The 15,858-nt window shown below is 64.7% G+C and carries 9 protein-coding genes; 8 read left to right on the top strand and 1 reads right to left on the bottom strand.

What is annotated here, in order from left to right:
• Positions 1–482 precede the first annotated feature (482 nt).
• The 8 genes from ACVOLI_RS18155 to ACVOLI_RS18120 all read left to right on the top strand — a co-directional run bounded on the left by ACVOLI_RS18155 (position 483) and on the right by ACVOLI_RS18120 (position 13,987).
• On the top strand, positions 483–2,666 hold the full coding sequence (locus ACVOLI_RS18155) for a TonB-dependent receptor (protein ID WP_481615450.1): 2,184 nt from the start codon (positions 483–485) through the stop codon (positions 2,664–2,666).
• 435 nt (positions 2,667–3,101) lie between these two features.
• Complete coding sequence (locus ACVOLI_RS18150; RefSeq protein ID WP_481615449.1) at positions 3,102–5,360, top strand: TonB-dependent receptor; 2,259 nt, start codon at positions 3,102–3,104, stop codon at positions 5,358–5,360.
• A 20-nt stretch (positions 5,361–5,380) separates the two neighbouring features.
• On the top strand, positions 5,381–6,637 hold the full coding sequence (locus ACVOLI_RS18145) for a serine hydrolase domain-containing protein (RefSeq protein ID WP_481615448.1): 1,257 nt from the start codon (positions 5,381–5,383) through the stop codon (positions 6,635–6,637).
• Positions 6,634–7,575: a ribokinase gene (locus ACVOLI_RS18140; protein WP_481615447.1), complete on the top strand. Its 942-nt coding sequence runs from the start codon at positions 6,634–6,636 to the stop codon at positions 7,573–7,575. The genes ACVOLI_RS18145 and ACVOLI_RS18140 overlap by 4 nt, the downstream gene beginning before the upstream one ends.
• Before the next feature lie 37 nt (positions 7,576–7,612).
• Positions 7,613–9,802 (top strand): formylglycine-generating enzyme family protein, encoded by a 2,190-nt coding sequence (locus ACVOLI_RS18135; RefSeq protein ID WP_481615446.1) that lies wholly within the window; start codon positions 7,613–7,615, stop codon positions 9,800–9,802.
• The gene (locus ACVOLI_RS18130; protein WP_481615445.1) at positions 9,799–11,655 is read left to right on the top strand and encodes a glycoside hydrolase family 127 protein; all 1,857 of its coding nucleotides are present in this window, start codon (positions 9,799–9,801) and stop codon (positions 11,653–11,655) included. The genes ACVOLI_RS18135 and ACVOLI_RS18130 overlap by 4 nt, the downstream gene beginning before the upstream one ends.
• 162 nt (positions 11,656–11,817) lie before the next feature.
• On the top strand, positions 11,818–13,011 hold the full coding sequence (locus tag ACVOLI_RS18125) for a CaiB/BaiF CoA transferase family protein (RefSeq protein WP_282267488.1): 1,194 nt from the start codon (positions 11,818–11,820) through the stop codon (positions 13,009–13,011).
• 13 nt (positions 13,012–13,024) lie between these two features.
• Positions 13,025–13,987, top strand: coding sequence for a transaldolase (locus tag ACVOLI_RS18120; RefSeq protein WP_481615444.1), 963 nt, complete (start codon positions 13,025–13,027; stop codon positions 13,985–13,987).
• A 240-nt stretch (positions 13,988–14,227) separates the two neighbouring features.
• Here the strand turns inward: ACVOLI_RS18120 and ACVOLI_RS18115 are convergent, their stop codons facing one another.
• A complete protein-coding gene (locus tag ACVOLI_RS18115; protein ID WP_481615443.1) occupies positions 14,228–15,643 on the bottom strand; it encodes a coniferyl aldehyde dehydrogenase in 1,416 nt (471 codons plus the stop codon).
• Positions 15,644–15,858 lie beyond the last annotated feature (215 nt).

The following is a 15,858-nucleotide window of genomic DNA, read 5'->3' as shown; positions in this document are numbered from 1 at the left end:
TTTTTTCTCTCTTCTCTTTTTTTCCTTTTTTGCTTCGGCCGCGCGGCGCGGGGGGGGCTGCCCCCCCCCCCCCCCCCCCCCCCCCCCCCCCCCCCCCCCCCACTACAGCTCCCCTCGGTTGGGGAGGGGTCAGCCCTTCCGCTTCTGATTTTGCGGTGGCTTCGCGGCTTACGCCGCTCCTACATGGGACACGTCTGCCGGATACATCCCGGTGAAGCCCCTGCCGAGCATCGCTCGGCACTACCGATGCAAAGGCCAATCGCAACAAACCCTAGGCTTTGAACATACACAGGTGCGCTTCTATCGCGCCGGGGCGCCGCCTAGGCTTCGCCCAACGTCGGAGTTGCGTCCGGTGCCCGCCTGGTCGGGGACCGAAAACAGCAAACGGCAGGATCAAAGGGGCGCTAGTCCCCGTCGCATTCTGGCTCTGCCGGCTCCCAGGCCGGTCGCGTCACACATTCAAACCTGGGGGAGAGAACAACATGATCAAGCCACTTTCGGCCGCCATCAGCGCCGTGCTGCTCGCCAGCGCGATGAGCCCGGCCTTTGCACAAGACGCCGGCGATGCCGCCACCAACCTGGACCAGGTGATCGTCACCGGCAGCCGCACCCCGGTCGCCATCGAGAAGGTTCCCGGCGCCGTCACCCTGGTGACCCAGGAGCAGGTGCAGCGCACCCTCAACCTGACCGAAGACGCCACCGCCGTGCTCGCACGCATGGTGCCGGGCTACTCCGAATCCTCGCAGGCGATGAGCAACTCCGGTGAGACCCTGCGTGGTCGCATCGCGCTGCGCCTGTTCGACGGCGTGCCGCAGGGCTCGCCGCTGCGCGAAGGCAACCGCAACGGCACCTTCACCGACATGGGCGTGATCGGCCGCATCGAGGTCATCAATGGTCCGTCCGCCGCCGAAGGCATTGGTGGCGCCGGTGGCGTGATCAACTACCTGTCCAAGAACCCGGAAGTCGATGGCCACCAGACCATCATCAGCACCCGCTACGGCACCCAGTTCAAGGACAACAGCGACCAGTCCAAGATCGGCGTCACCCACACCTTCCGTGGCGATGCGACCGACTTCGTGATCAGCGGCGCTTACATCGACCGCGGCATCGCCTATGACGGCGACGGCCGCCGCGTCGGCCTGAACACCTCCGGTTCGCTGTCCGATTCGTACAGCAAGAACCTCTTCGTGAAGGGCGGCTACAACTTCGGCGAAGACCAGATGCAGCGCATCCAGGCCAGCTACAGCAACTTCCACATCGGCGGCAAGCACAACTACATCCCGGTGGAAGGTTGCCGCTTCGATCCAGTGGAGTGCCCGAACCCGACCACCAACACCGCAGAGAAGGGCTCCATCGCCGGCTCGCTGGCCGAGTTCAACGATTTCGAGCAGTTCGCGGTGAAGTACACCAATGCCGATTTCTTCGGCGGCGACCTGAGCGTTGATGCCTACTGGGCAGAGCAGGCCATGCGTTACGTGCCGGAGAACGGCGACGACCGCCAGCTGACCAAGCCGGCCCCGACCGATGATGCCGACCGCATCTGGGACCAGTCGGAAATCAACAGCGAGAAGAAGGGCCTGCGCTTCGGCTACGCCTACAGCGACCTGTTCAAGGTCGAAGGCCTGCGCCTGCGTGCCGGCCTGGACCTGGTGGAAGACACCGCCGAACAGCGCCTGGCACTGACCAACCGCCTGTGGGTGCCGCCGATGAAGTACACCAGCATGGCGCCGTACGCGCAGCTGAGCTGGGACATCGGCCCGGTGACGCTGGACGCCGGCGTGCGCCGCGAAGACGGCGAGCTGGAGATCGACAGCTACACCACGGTCGCCTTCCGTGACCACACCCCGGTGCAGGGCGGCAAGCTGGACTACAAGGCCACCATGCCCAACTTCGGCGCGATCTGGCGCATCAACGATGCCTGGTCGGTGTTCGCTTCGTACTCCGAAGGCTTCGGCATCGCCAACGTCGGCATCCCGCTGCGCAACATCCAGGCCAGCAGCCCCTGCAAGGCCGTGTCCTGCATCACCGACCTGCAGCCGCTGATCACCGAGAACAAGGAAATCGGCTTCAACTGGCGCGGTGCCAAGGGCCAGGTGGGTGCGTCCGTTTACCGCTCCACCTCGGACTTCGGCTCCACCCTGACCGTGGACAAGGCAACCGACGACTTCATCCTGACCCGTTCGCCGGTCGAGATCGAAGGCTTCGAGCTCAACAGCGCCTGGACCTTCAACCAGCACTGGAAGGCCACCTTCCTGTACTCGCGTATCCGTGGCCAGACCCAGTACTACCCGGGCTCGGGCCTGAAGAAGGAAATGGGCATCCTGGACATCTCGCCGGACAAGGTGAATGCCTCGCTGACCTGGACCCCGACCGATACCCTCAACGCCACCCTGGGCGTGAGCAAGACCTTAAGCCGCGACCTGCGTGAGACCTTCACCAATCCGGCCAACGGCGATGTCTACGTCAACGAAGAGAACACCTATGGCTACGCGCTGTGGGACCTCAGCGTGAACTACGACACCGGCCGCTTCGGCCAGCTGTCGCTGGGCATCGAGAACCTGTTCGACAAGCAGTACGTGTTGACCTGGTCGCAGCTGCCGGGCTGGCAGAACTACTTCTCCGGCCGCGGCCGGATGGTGTCGCTGTCGCACACCATCAAGTTCTGATGACTGCAGTTTGAAGACGGCGCCACAGGCAACTGTGGCGCCGTTTTTTTTTATGTTTGTTGTTTGTGGGAGCGGCATAAGCCGCGAAGCTGGAGAAAGCAACCGCTCCCGCACATCCCGCAATTGCAGACAACTCGTCGCCGGAACGGTGGTCTGCTTCGCGGCTTACGCCGCTCCTACAGAAGCAACGGCTGCGGCAACAAGAAAACCTTTCTTGTTGCACCGCAAGAAAAAACCACAGCTTGTTTCAAGCAACAAAACCTCACGTCTGAAGCAAGGCCCCCCGCCTTCAATGCCCTCCTGTGCACGCCTAGGCTGCTGTTGTCGGGGAGTTGCGTCGGGAGGGATGCAGCAGCCAACAGAAGTATCGGAATGCCGCAGTCCGCGGCAGCAGTTCATGCACGTCTTATCTAAAACAAAAACGAGATAAACAACATGAAGAAGGTACCGGTAGCGTTGGGGGTTCTGGTCCTGGCCGCTGCGATCAGCAGCAGCGTGCAGGCCCAGCAGATGCAGGCAGCAAACGAAGAAGACAGTCGCAGCGCCGACAAGCGCGCGCAGGATAAAAAGGCCACCGAGCTTGATCGGGTCATCGTCACCGGCGTACGCGCGCCCAAGGCGGTGGACAAGATCCCCGGCGCCATCACCATCATCACCCCGGAAGAGATCAAGCAGTCGCTGATCATCACCGAGGACAACACCGCGGTACTGGCACGCACCATTCCCGGCTATGCCGAATCCTCGCAGGCAATGACCAACTCCGGCGAGTCGCTGCGTGGGCGCATTCCGCTGCGCCTGTTCGACAGCATCCCGCAAGGCTCACCACTGCGCGAAGGCACCCGCAACGGCACCTTCACCGACATGGGCGTGATCGGCCGCATCGAAGTGATCAACGGTCCGTCCGCTGCCGAGGGCATCGGCGCCACCGGCGGTGTGATCAACTACATCTCCAAGGTACCGGAACAGATTGGCAGCGAGACCACCATCAATGCGCGCTACCAGACCCAGTTCAACGACGACAGCGTCGGCTGGAAGCTGGGCCTGAGCCACGCGATCAAGCAGGACAACTACGACTTCCTGGCCAGCGTCTCGCAGCTGGAGCGCGGCATGGCCTATGACGCCAAGAACCGCAGCATCGGCATGAATTCCAGTGGTTCGCTGGCCGATTCGCAGTCGCGCAACCTGTACATGAAGGGCGGCTACAACTTCGGCGAGGACGGCGAACAGCGCCTGCAGGCCACGTACAGCAACTTCAACATCGGCGGCAATGGCGACTACATCCAGCTGGTCGGCTGCAAGGGCCCGAACGACTGGCCACCCTGCGACACGCCGGTACCGAATACCTCGATCAAGGGCCACATCGACGGCCAGCGCGATGCGCTCAACAAGTTCATCCAGTACAGCCTGCAGTACACCCACAGCGATTTCTACGGCGGCACGCTCGACCTTGTCGGCTACCAGGCCAAGCAGGGCATGCGCTTCCTGCCGGAGAACGGCGCCGACCGCCAGCTGGTGAAGCCGGCACCGGCCGATGATGCCGACCGCATCTTCGACCAGTCCGAGATCCAGTCACGCAAGAAGGGCCTGCGTACCTCGTGGACGCGTCCCAGCATCTTTGGCGTGGACGGATTGGAGCTGCATACCGGCGTGGACTTCGTGCAGGACGTGGCCGAGCAGCGGCTGGTGATGACCGACCGCGTCTGGGTGCCGCCGATGGATTACCGGAGCGTCGCCCCGTATGCGCAGCTGTCCTGGGATATCGGCCCGGTCACGGTCAGCGGCGGCTTCCGCCGCGAGAACGGTGAGCTCGACATCGACAGCTATACCACCGTCGCCTACCGCAACAATTCCTTCGTCGAAGGCGGCACCCTGGACTACACCGCCAACCTGCCCAACATCGGCGCGATCTGGCGCGTCACCGATGAGTTCTCCCTGTTCAGTGCCTACAGCAAGGGCTTCACCCTGCCCGACATCGGCATCCCGCTGCGCAACGTGAATTATCCGGGCCAGACTGTGGCCGGCATCCTCGACCTGCAGGCGATCATCGTCGACAACATCGACATCGGCTTCAACTGGCGTGGTTCGCGCGGTGCGCTGAGTGGCAGCTGGTACCACTCCACCTCCGACTTCGGTGCATCGCTGGAAGTGGACCCGCTGACCAGCGACTTCATCATGACCCGCGCGCCCACCGACATCAAAGGCATCGAGCTCACTGGCGAATTCCGCTTCACCGACACCTTCAAGATCACCGGCCTGTACACGCACCTGCGCGGCTACACCTCGTTCTGGGGCCCGGACCCGCAGGGCCGCTATGACGCAGGCCCGATGAAGAAGCCGCTGGGCATCTTCGATGCGACGCCGGACAAGATCAACGTCGCCCTGGTGTGGAAGGCATTGCCCAACCTCGACGCAACGCTCGGTGCCAGCATGTTGCGCGATCGCCACCTCACCGGCTCGGCAGTGCGCGAATACGACGGCGAAGAGTACGACTACGACGAAAAGATCAACGGCTACACGCTGTGGGATCTGGGCGTGAACTATGATTCGGGGCGCTTCGGTACGTTCTCGCTGGGCGTGGACAACCTGTTCAACAAGTACTACATCCTCAGCGGCTCGCAGGGCGATGGCTGGCAGAACTACTGGGCCGGTCGTGGTCGCGTGGTGTCGTTGAGCTATTCGTATACGTTCCGCTGATGAGCGCAGGAGTGCACGCCATGCATCAATCCATCGCAACACCGCGCAGCCGCCGCAGGCTGCGCCGTGGCGCCGCACTCCTGTTGTGCCTGTCCGCGCCGCTGCTGCACGCTGATGAGCGCTGGCAGCGGCTGGACGGTTTCCTGCAGGCCAGCACCGCACCGGGCCAGTTCCCGGGCGCGGTGGCGCTGGTGGAGCACGATGGCCGCGTCGTGTTCCAGCAGCACTACGGCCACGCCGACAGCGCTGGCCACCGGCCACTGCAGGCCGACAGCATCTTCCGCATCTATTCGATGACCAAGCCGGTGACCTCGATCGCCGTGTTGATGTTGCTGGAAGAAGGCAAGCTGTCGTTGGACGATCCGCTGGCGCGCTACCTGCCCGAGTTCGCCGACCGCACCGTGGTGACCGGTGGCGACGTACAACATCCGCAGACCGAAGATGCGCCGCGCGCGATCACCCTGCGCCATCTGCTCACCCATACCAGCGGCTTCGCGGCGGCGTCGGACACGCACCGGGTGGCGACCAAGCTGCTGACTGCGGCCGATGTCGACAGCGCGACCTCGCTGCAGGACGTTGCACGCCGCTTGTCCACGCTGCCGCTGGCCGATGCGCCCGGCACCCACTTCCATTACGAAGGCAGCAACACCGAACTGCTGGCGCGCGTGGTCGAAGTGGTCAGCGGGCAGCCATTCGCACAGTTCCTGCAGCAACGCATCTTCAGCCCGTTGGCGATGCATGACACCGGCTTTGAAGTTCCGGTAGCGCAGCGCGGTCGCGTGGTCGAGCTGCCAACCAGCAACGACGATGGCAGCCTGCGCGTAGCCGATACGCTCAGCGCGCGTACCCCGGGCGTGCGCCTGAAGGGCTATGACAGCGGTGCCGGCGGCCTGTATTCCACCGCTGCCGACTACCTCAAGTTCGCCCACATGCTGCTTGATGATGGCCGCAGCGGAAAGCAACAGCTGCTCGCGCGCAAGACCATCGATCTGATGATGAGCGACCAGCTTGGTGGCTTCGAGCCTGCCATCAGCAGCTATGGCGCGGGCGAAGGCTTTGGCCTGGGCGGTTATGTCATCACCAACCCGGCGTACCGCGGCAAGCTCGGCAGCGTCGGCCAGTTTGGCTGGTCCGGTGCGGCGTCCACGTACTTCACCATCGACCGCAAGGAGAAGCTGGTGGCCATCCTGCTGATGCAGTACCTGCCCAGCGGTGACAAGGCACTTGCTTCACCGTCCACCCGTTTTTACAACCTCGTTTACCAGGCCATTCCATGAGTTCCACCGTTCTTGTCGCCGGCTCGGCCAATCTCGATTTCGTGGTGCGCGCGGCGCATGTGCCGGCACCGGGTGAAACCGTGCTCGGCCGCGAATTCCGTACCTTCCCCGGTGGCAAGGGTGCAAACCAGGCCGTGGCCTGCGCGCGTGCCGGTGGCGCTGCCACGCAGATGCTGCTTGCCCTGGGTGCCGATGACTTCGCCAAACCAATTGAAGCCTCGTTGAACGACGCTGGCGTGCTGCTGCATGCAGTGCGCGATGCGCAGCTGCCAACTGGCACCGCCTTCATCTGCCTGTCCGATGATGCCGAGAACGCGATCACCGTCGCCCCCGGCGCCAACATGGCCTTGCTGCCCGAACACCTGCCGTCGCTGGATGGCGTGCAATGGCTGCTGTTGCAGCTGGAATCGCCACTGGCCTCGGTACAGGCCTATGCCACCGCCGCCCGCGCCGCCGGGGTGAAAGTCGCCTTGAACGCAGCACCAGCGCAGGTGTTGCCGGCCGAACTGCTGGCACAGCTGGACGTGCTGATCGTCAACGAAGGCGAGTTGGCCGTGGTTGCCGGCAATCCGCCGGACCTGGCCACCGGCCTGGCACGGCTCGACGTTCCCTGCGTGATCGTCACCCTCGGCGCGCGCGGCAGCCTGGCCCGCATCGATGGGCAGATCCTGGTGCAGCCAGCGTTCTCGATCTCGCCACTCGATACCACGGCTGCCGGCGACACCTTCTGCGGCACCTTGGTCGCCCTGCTCGCCCGCGATGAACCGCTGCAGCAGGCCCTGCTGGCCGCCAGCGCCGCCTCGGCACTGGCCTGCACGCGGCTGGGTGCACAATCCAGTATTCCCGAACATGCCGAAGTACAGGCTTTGCTGGCCGACGCCAGCCGCCTGCCCGGCACCGACGCCCATGCCGCACTCACGGCATGGTGCGCGCTGTAACCGTTACGCCTCCCCCCGTTTTTGTTGGATGACTGCCATGACCTCCCCCTACCCCGCCCCCGATTACGACAACGATTCCCCCGATCACGGGCGTGAGGCGATCCACACCGAGTACAAGTTCTCGCACGTCACCACCGGCCGCTACCTGCCGACGCCGGGCAAGGCACCGGCATGGCCGTTCGCCGACATCGGCAGCTGGATGATCGATGCCAACGCCAGCGCCGGCGACTGGCTGACCGAGCTGAAGGACTGGCGCCAGGAACACCTGGTGCGCATCGGCTATACCGACGTGAACTACCGTCGTCCGGAACTGCAGTGGGCGCAGCGCAACTTCGTGCACGCGCAGATGATGGTCGAGGACCGCTATTTCTTCGACGTGGAAACCGCGCAGTACACCGTCGACAAGTACCTGGACGATCTGATCGAACGCTTCGGCGGGCTGGACTCGGTGCTGATCTGGTACATCTACCCGAACATCGGCATCGACGACCGCAACCAGTTCGATCTGGCGCATACGCTGCCGGGCGGCCTGGAGGGTTTGACCGCCGCGGTGAAGGCATTCCAGAAGCGCGGCGTGCGCGTGTTCCTGCCGGCCAAGCCGTGGGACCACGGCACCCGTGACCCGGGCGTGACGCATTGGGACGGGCTGGCCGAGATCATCAAGGCCACCGGTGCCGACGGCATCAACGGCGACACCTTCAACGGCGTGCCGCGTGCATTCTTCGATGCCTGCGACGCCAACGGCAACCCGGTGGTGGTGCAGCCCGAGTCCACCATCAGCTCGGAAGAGCAGCTGATCTGGAACGTGCAGAGCTGGGGCAAGAAGGCACCCGACGGTCCGGTGCCGCCGGTGTCCAAGTGGAAGTGGCTGGAGCCGCGCCACATGGTCAACTACGAGAATCGCTGGGGCCGCAACCGCAACCACGACCTGCAGTACTGCTTCTTCAACGGCATCGGCTACAACGCCTGGGAAAACATCTGGGGCATCTGGAACCAGTTCACCGCGCGTGATGGTGAAACCCTGCGCCGCATCGCCGCCATCTATCGCCAGTTCCCGGCGCTGATCGTGGCCATGGACTGGGGGCCCTACCAGGTCTGCTACCAGGGCGGCATCTTCGCCAGCAAGTTCCCGGTCGATGGTCAATGCCTGCATACGTTCATCAACCGCAACGAATACGCGGTCAATGGTGAGCAGATCGGCTTGCCGCATGTGGACGGCACCCGTTACTACGATGTCTGGCATGGCGTTGAGCTGTCACCGGCCGTGCGTGATGGCGTGGCCATCATCGAGCTGCCGATGGAAGCGCGCGGCTTTGGTGCGGTGCTGAGCGTGCAGGCTGGCGTTGCCATTGAAGGCCTTGATGCGTTCCTGATCGAAGCTGCCAAGCGCGCCGAACAGCCGCTCAACAGTTTCTCCGGCGCATGGAAGGCAATCCCGCAGCAGCTGCGCGAGATTCCCGCCACCACCGCGCAGGCTGCCGCGCCGCAGGGCATGGTCACCATCCCGGCTGGCGAGTTCGTGTTCGCCGTTGGCGGTGTCGAGATCGAGGGCTTCAACTGGGCCGGCCAGGACGTGCAGTTTCCGTGGGAAGACTGCCCGCGCCGCCATCACCGCAAGTTGATGCAGATGCAGGCGTTCCATATCGATCGCCATCCGGTCACCAATGCGCAGTTCAAGGCCTTCATCGATGCCACCGGCTATCACCCGGCCGATGACATCAACTTCCTCGCCCATTGGGTCGATGGCGCACCGCGCGCCGGCTGGGACAACAAGCCGGTGATCTGGGTGTCGCTGGAAGACGCACGCGCCTACGCTGCGTGGGCCGGCAAGCGTCTGCCGCACGAATGGGAATGGCAGTACGCCGCGCAGGGCAACGATGGCCGCACCTATCCGTGGGGCAATGACTGGGACCAGAGCCGTGTGCCGCAGGTCAACCGCGGCCGCCGCCTGCTGGCCCCGGCCGATGTCGATGCGCATCCGCAGGGCGCAAGCCCGTTCGGTGTCGAGGACCTGGTCGGCAACGTGTGGCAGTGGACCGATGAGTTCAGCGACGAGCACACCCGTGCGGCGATCCTGCGCGGTGGCTCCAGCTACCAGCCGCAGACCTCGCATTGGTATTTCCCGCAGGCCTACCGCCTGGACCAGCACGGCAAGTACCTGCTGATGGCCCCGGCCAAAGACCGCAGCGGCATGCTCGGCTTCCGTTGCGTGGTGGACGCGGCATGAGTGCGGCCATCACCAGCGGCCAGCAGCTGATCACACCGGCAGCGGTGAAGCTCGACAGTGTGTTCGGGCAGATGCTCGCCGCCAACCGCAGCGGCCGCCTCAGCCATTTCATCGTCGATGAAGCCAGCCCGTCGATCAGCATCTTCGGCCAGGCGCACAAACAGCAGAACCAGGAAGGCGATTGGTACGGCGAGCACGCCGGCAAATGGCTGTCGGCGACCGCACGTGCGGTCGCACAGGGCGGCCAACCCGAGCTGGAAGCCAACCTGCGCCGCGTCGCCGATTGGCTGATCAGCCAGCAGGACGAGGACGGCTATCTCGGCAACTATGCCGCCGACCGCCGCTTCACCGTGCCGCAGCCGCCCAAGCCCGAGAGCTGGAACGGCGAACCGGCGCTGCGCACCTGGGACATCTGGACCCACAGCTACCTGATCCTCGGCTTCCTCGAAACCTGGCGTGCGCTGGGCGATGACAGCTACCTGCAGGCCGCGCGGCGCATCGCCGACCTGTGCTGGCAGGCGCTGGAATCGGGCATCGACATCACCACGCTGGGCAACCATCACGGCATGTCGGCGACGGTACTGCTGGACCCGGCCGCCGATCTGTACCTGGTCACCGGTGAGCCGCGCTATCTGGCGCTGGCCGAAAAGATCCTGCAGCAAGCCAACGCCAATCCGCGCCTGGCCCTGCTCGACAAGGGCATCGCCAACGAAGACGCGGCCTTCATCGCCACCGGCAAGGCTTACCAGCTGTCGTGGAATCTTGTTGGACTGGCCAAGCTGTACAAGGCCACCGGCAAGGCCGATTACAAGCTGGCCATCGACAATCTGTGGAGCAACATCCGCGAGCAGCACCTGACCCTGGGCGGCGGCCCGTGGGGCGGCGTCGCCCATCGCTCGCGCGAGGTGTTCAACGCACCGCGCACCTTCTTCCCGCAGGCCTATGTGGAAACCTGCTCGGTGCTGGCATGGATGCAGCTCAACCGCGAGCTGCTGGCCATCAGCGGCCACGCGCGTTACGCCGATGAACTGGAACGCACCGCTTACAACGACCTGCTGGCAGCGATGGCACCGAACGGCGAGGACTGGTGTTACTACACCTTCCCCAACGGCAAGCGCGTGCATACGACGTATTGGCGTTGCTGCAAGTCGTCCGGCGCGATGGCGGTGGAAGAGCTGCCGCAGGTCGCCTATGGCGTTGCCGCCGATGGTGGCCTGCGGGTGAACCTGTACGGCGCCGGTGAAGCCACGCTTCATCACGCGGAAGCCGGCAAGGTGGTGCTGCAGCAGCAGACCCGCTATCCATTCAATGGTGAGATCAGCCTGCGGGTGACGCCCGAGCACAGCGCCAGCTTCGGCATCGGCCTGCGCATCCCGGCCTGGGCCGAGGACGCCCGCATCCAGGTCAACGGCATCAACGTGCCGGTGCAGGTTGGCACGGATGGTTACGTGCAGCTGCAGCGCCAGTGGCAGGCCGGCGATCTGGTCAGCGTGAAGCTGCCGATGCAGCCGCAGCTGCACCGCGCAGCCAACATCAACGTGCAGGAATCGCGTGCACCGGACGGCTCGCCGGTGGCGCAGGAAGTGCTGCGCTGGGAATACGTTGGCTTGAGCTACGGCCCGCTGGTCTATGCCACCACGCTGATCGATGGCTTCAAGACCGATGAAACGGTGAAGCTGCCGGAAGGGGATCCCTCGCGCTGGCTGCAGGTAGGCCAGGACGAAGGTGAAGGCGCGCCGGTGACGATGCAGCTGGAATGCCGCGCGCCGCTGGTGTTCGAGCCGTATTACCGCTGTGGTGGCCGCGAGCACGACGTCTGGCGCCTGAGCTGGCTGTCGCTGGCCCCGCACTAAGCCTGTCACCGCTGACTGTCACCAGAAACTGTGAAGGCAGCGGTGGTTTTGAAGGCGATGACACCGCGATACCTGCTTTTTGTCCTCGCTGAAAATACCCGCACGATATGTTTCTTCCCATCCACCGGGAGGAAACTGCAATCAAGGATTCGAGTGCAGCCAATGTCAGCAAGCAACAACCCATCTCCGTTCGACATCGCCCAGCGCGATGGTGCCCGTGGCCCGCTCAGCGGCGTGCGCGTGCTGGACCTGAGCGCCTATATCGCCGGGCCGTACGGCTGCACCCTGCTGGCCGACCAGGGCGCGGAAGTGATCAAGGTGGAACCGCCGGTTGGCGACAACCTGCGCAAATACCCGTCCACGCTGGAGGCCGAGAGCCGCGCCTTCCTCGGCGTGAACCGCTCCAAGCGCGGCGTGGTGCTGGACCTGAAGGAAGCCGACCAGCGTGCAGTGCTGATGCGCCTGGTGCGCGAGGCCGACGTGCTGGTGCACAACTTCCGCCCCAGCGTGCCGGCCCGCCTGGGCATCGATTTCGACAGCCTGAACAAGATCAATCCGCGCCTGGTGTACTGCGCGGTCACCGGTTACGGCGAGGACGGTCCGCTCAAGGACAAGGCCGGCTACGACCAGGTGCTGCAGACCATGACCGGCATGTGCGCGATGCAGGGCAAGCCCGGCGGCGCGCCGGAAATCCTGTACGGCTCGGTGGTCGACTACTACGCCGCCGCGCTGGTCGCTGCCGGCGTGTCCTCGGCATTGTTCGAGCGCGAACGCAGTGGCGAAGGCCAGTACGTGGGCGTGTCGCTGCTGCGCAGCGCGCTGACCATGCAGTCGGCACGAATGATCTGGGCCGAAGGCGAGCCCGAAGGCGTGGGCCGCGACATGCGTTCGGGCGGTGTTACCGGCATCCACCCGACCGCACAGGGCCATCTGTACATCTCGGCCAATACGCCGCGCTTCTGGCAGGCGTTGTGCGACAAGATCGGCCTGCCGGCAATGGGCAGCGATCCGCGCTACGACACCGTGCGCAAGCGCGCCGAGCATTCCGACGAACTGCTGGCCAAGCTGCATGCAGCACTGGCTGCACGCAGTGCGCTGGAATGGGAAGCGCTGTTCGGCGAAGAAGTGCCGTGCGCGGCCGCGCGCAAGGTCGAGGACATGTTCGAGCACCCGCAGGTGCTGGCCGAAGAAATGATCACCACGCTGCAGCACCCCTTGCTGGGCAGCTACCGTGGCATCACCCGTCCCATCGTGTTTGGTCGCACCCCCGGCCCGCAGCCATTCGCCGCGCCGACCTTCGACCAGGACACCGCCGCTGTCATCGCCGCCGTCGATGATGGCGACACCCCCGCCTGATCCGGAGCACCTCATGAGCACTGCATCCAAGCTCGCGCAGCTGCGCGAACTGTCCGTCGTCGTCGCCGATACCGGCGATTACGATGCCATCAAGCGCCTGCGTCCGGTCGACTGCACCACCAACCCGACGCTGGTGAAGAAAGCCCTCGACCTGCCGGTCTACGCCGGCCTGATCGAGCGCGAGCTGCAGTGGGGCCGCGCCCAAAGCGGTGACAAGCAGGCCATCGCCAATGCCGTGGTTGATCGCCTGACGGTCGGCGTCGGCACCATGCTGGCCGAGCTGGTGCCAGGCCGCGTGTCCACCGAGGTGGATGCCGACCAGGCGCACAACACCGAGGCCACGATTGCCAAGGCGCGCGAGTTCATCGCCATGTACGAAGCGGCCGGCGTGCCGCGCAGCAAGGTGCTGATCAAGATCGCCGCCACCTGGGCCGGCGTGCAGGCCGCGCGCGTGCTGCAGGCCGAAGGCATCGACTGCAACCTGACCCTGATCTTCAACCCGACCCAGGCCCTGGCCTGCTCGGAAGCCGGTTCGTTCCTGATCTCGCCGTTTGTTGGCCGCATCCTGGATTGGTACGTGGCCAACGGCCAGACCCCGGCCAGCATCGACGAAGACCCGGGCGTGGTGTTCGTGCGTGGTGTGTTCGCCGAGTTCAAGCGTCGCGGTTCCAGCACGGTGGTGATGGGTGCCTCGTTCCGCTCGACCGCGCAGATTGAAGCCCTGGCTGGCTGTGATCGCTTGACGATCTCGCCGGACCTGCTGGAGAAGCTGGATGCTGACTTCGGCGCGCTGCCGCGCACGCTGGTGGCCGGTGCTGCCGAAGCGGTGAACGTCGCTGCGATTGATGAAGCGACGTTTGATGCGGATATGGCGGCCGATCCGATGGCCACCGAGAAGCTGGCTACCGGTATTGAGGCGTTTGCGAAGGATCTGCAGACTTTGCGTCAGCGGATTGCGGATGAGTTGGGCGGCTGACAGCCAAAGCAATGCCCGATTACTCCCTTCTCCCGCCGGGAGAAGGTGCCCGAAGGGCGGATGAGGGTAAGAGCGAAGCCTGGAGATAATTGGCTCCAGGCGGCTTCGCCCCCTACCCTCACCCCAACCCCTCTCCCGCAGGGAGAGGGGCTTTCAACAGCTTTTCGACACCCGGCTCCCTCTCCCTCGTGCCGGGGTCACCGCAGCCGGCCCCCTGTGCCTGGTTGCGGCTTTTCTCCCTCAGCGCGAAATCATCTCGATGAAACGCGCTACCCGTGTGTACGGCGGCCGCAGCAGATCACTGCCGGCCCGGCGGGTTTGCCACAACACCGGCAAGCGCTTGCTCATCGCATCGAAGCCGGCCTTGCCGTGGTACGCGCCCATACCACTCGCGCCAACGCCACCAAACGGCAGGCCGTTGATCGCAAAGTGCAGCAAGGTGTCATTGACGGTGACGCCACCGGCAATGGTCTGGCCGACGATCTTTTCCACCGTTGCCTTGTCATGGCTGAAGGGATACAGGGCCAAGGGCCGGTCACGGCCATTGATGGTGGCGATGGCCTCGTCCAGTGAACGATAGCTGCGAATCGGCAGGATCGGCCCGAAGATTTCGTCCTGCATCACCGTCGCGTCATCGCCCGGTTGCAGGACCAAGGTCGGTGGGAACAGCCGCTCGCGCCGCGAGCGTTCGGCATCGATGTCAGCCAGCGGCAATACCTGCAGGCCACGCGCGCGCGCGTCATCCACATAGCCCTGCAGACGCTGGTACTGGCCTTCGTTGATGATGCGGCTGTAATCGGCAGCATCACTGAAGTCGCCGTAACGCAGCTGCACCTGCGCACGCAACGCAGCCACCAGTGCATCCACCCGCGCCTCGTCGATCAGCACATAATCCGGTGCGATGCAGGTCTGGCCGGCGTTGAACCACTTGCCGGTCGCCAGGCGCGCCGCAGCACCTTCCACTGGATAATCCGCGGCCACCAAGGCCGGTGACTTGCCGCCAAGCTCCAGGGTCAACGGCGTCAGATGCTGCGCGGCGGCCGCCATCACCTTGCGGCCAATCGCGGTGGAGCCGGTGAATACCAGATGGTCGAACGGCAGGCCCGAGAACGCAGAGGCCACGCTGGCATCGCCCTGCACCACCGCCACCCGATCATCGGGAAATACCTCGGCCAACAAAGACTGCAGGAACACTGAGCTATTCGGTGTGTGCTCGGACGGCTTGAGCATCACGTGGTTACCAGCGGCAATCGCCGTTGCCAACGGCACCAGCGCCAGATTGACCGGGTAGTTCCATGGCGAGATCACTCCGACTACACCCACCGGCACCGGCCGCACCTGCGCCCGCGCCGGCCAGAAGCGCCAGCCCACGCCAATCCGCTCCGGCTTCATCCAGCCACGCAGGTGCGAGAGCAGATGGTCGATCTCGCCAGTGACGGTCATGCCGTCGGCGATCACCGATTCGTGTTTCGAGCGATGGCCGAAATCAGCGGCGATCGCTTCGGTCATCTCGGGAATGCGTGCCTTGAACGCCGCGCGCAGGCGACGCAGGTCGTCGCGGCGCTGCGCGTAGTCTGGCTTGTGCTGCTGCCAGGCCGCACGCAGTTGCGTCAGATGCTGCTGCAGCGTGTTTGAACCATCGGGCTGTGGATCCATGGTGCCTCCCCAAGATCAGCGGCCACTGTAAACCTGTGTGCGTTGAGGAGTGAAGGCTTGTGTGCGGGGCGGGCGTGATGTGCTGCGCAAAGTCGCGAGCGAAGGCGGTGGAGCTACCCCTCCCCGACCCTCCCCTGCGCGTTGCGCAAGGGAGGGAGCGAAGCACGTGACCTGTCAGCCCCCCGTGCACGCCGTTTTTGCCCCCTCCCTTGCGC

It is taken from the genome of Stenotrophomonas sp. STEN029, assembly GCF_056760015.1.
Note: the sequence above shows the minus strand (reverse complement) of the source record. Positions and strands in the feature narration are given on the sequence as shown.

Coding starts and splice junctions, on each gene's coding strand:
- ACVOLI_RS18130 (WP_481615445.1), top strand. CDS start 9,799: ATGAGTGCGGCCATCACCAGCGGCCAGCAGCTGATCACACCGGCAGCG.
- ACVOLI_RS18135 (WP_481615446.1), top strand. CDS start 7,613: ATGACCTCCCCCTACCCCGCCCCCGATTACGACAACGATTCCCCCGAT.
- ACVOLI_RS18150 (WP_481615449.1), top strand. CDS start 3,102: ATGAAGAAGGTACCGGTAGCGTTGGGGGTTCTGGTCCTGGCCGCTGCG.
- ACVOLI_RS18120 (WP_481615444.1), top strand. CDS start 13,025: ATGAGCACTGCATCCAAGCTCGCGCAGCTGCGCGAACTGTCCGTCGTC.
- ACVOLI_RS18125 (WP_282267488.1), top strand. CDS start 11,818: ATGTCAGCAAGCAACAACCCATCTCCGTTCGACATCGCCCAGCGCGAT.
- ACVOLI_RS18155 (WP_481615450.1), top strand. CDS start 483: ATGATCAAGCCACTTTCGGCCGCCATCAGCGCCGTGCTGCTCGCCAGC.
- ACVOLI_RS18115 (WP_481615443.1), bottom strand. CDS start 15,643: ATGGATCCACAGCCCGATGGTTCAAACACGCTGCAGCAGCATCTGACG.
- ACVOLI_RS18145 (WP_481615448.1), top strand. CDS start 5,381: ATGCATCAATCCATCGCAACACCGCGCAGCCGCCGCAGGCTGCGCCGT.
- ACVOLI_RS18140 (WP_481615447.1), top strand. CDS start 6,634: ATGAGTTCCACCGTTCTTGTCGCCGGCTCGGCCAATCTCGATTTCGTG.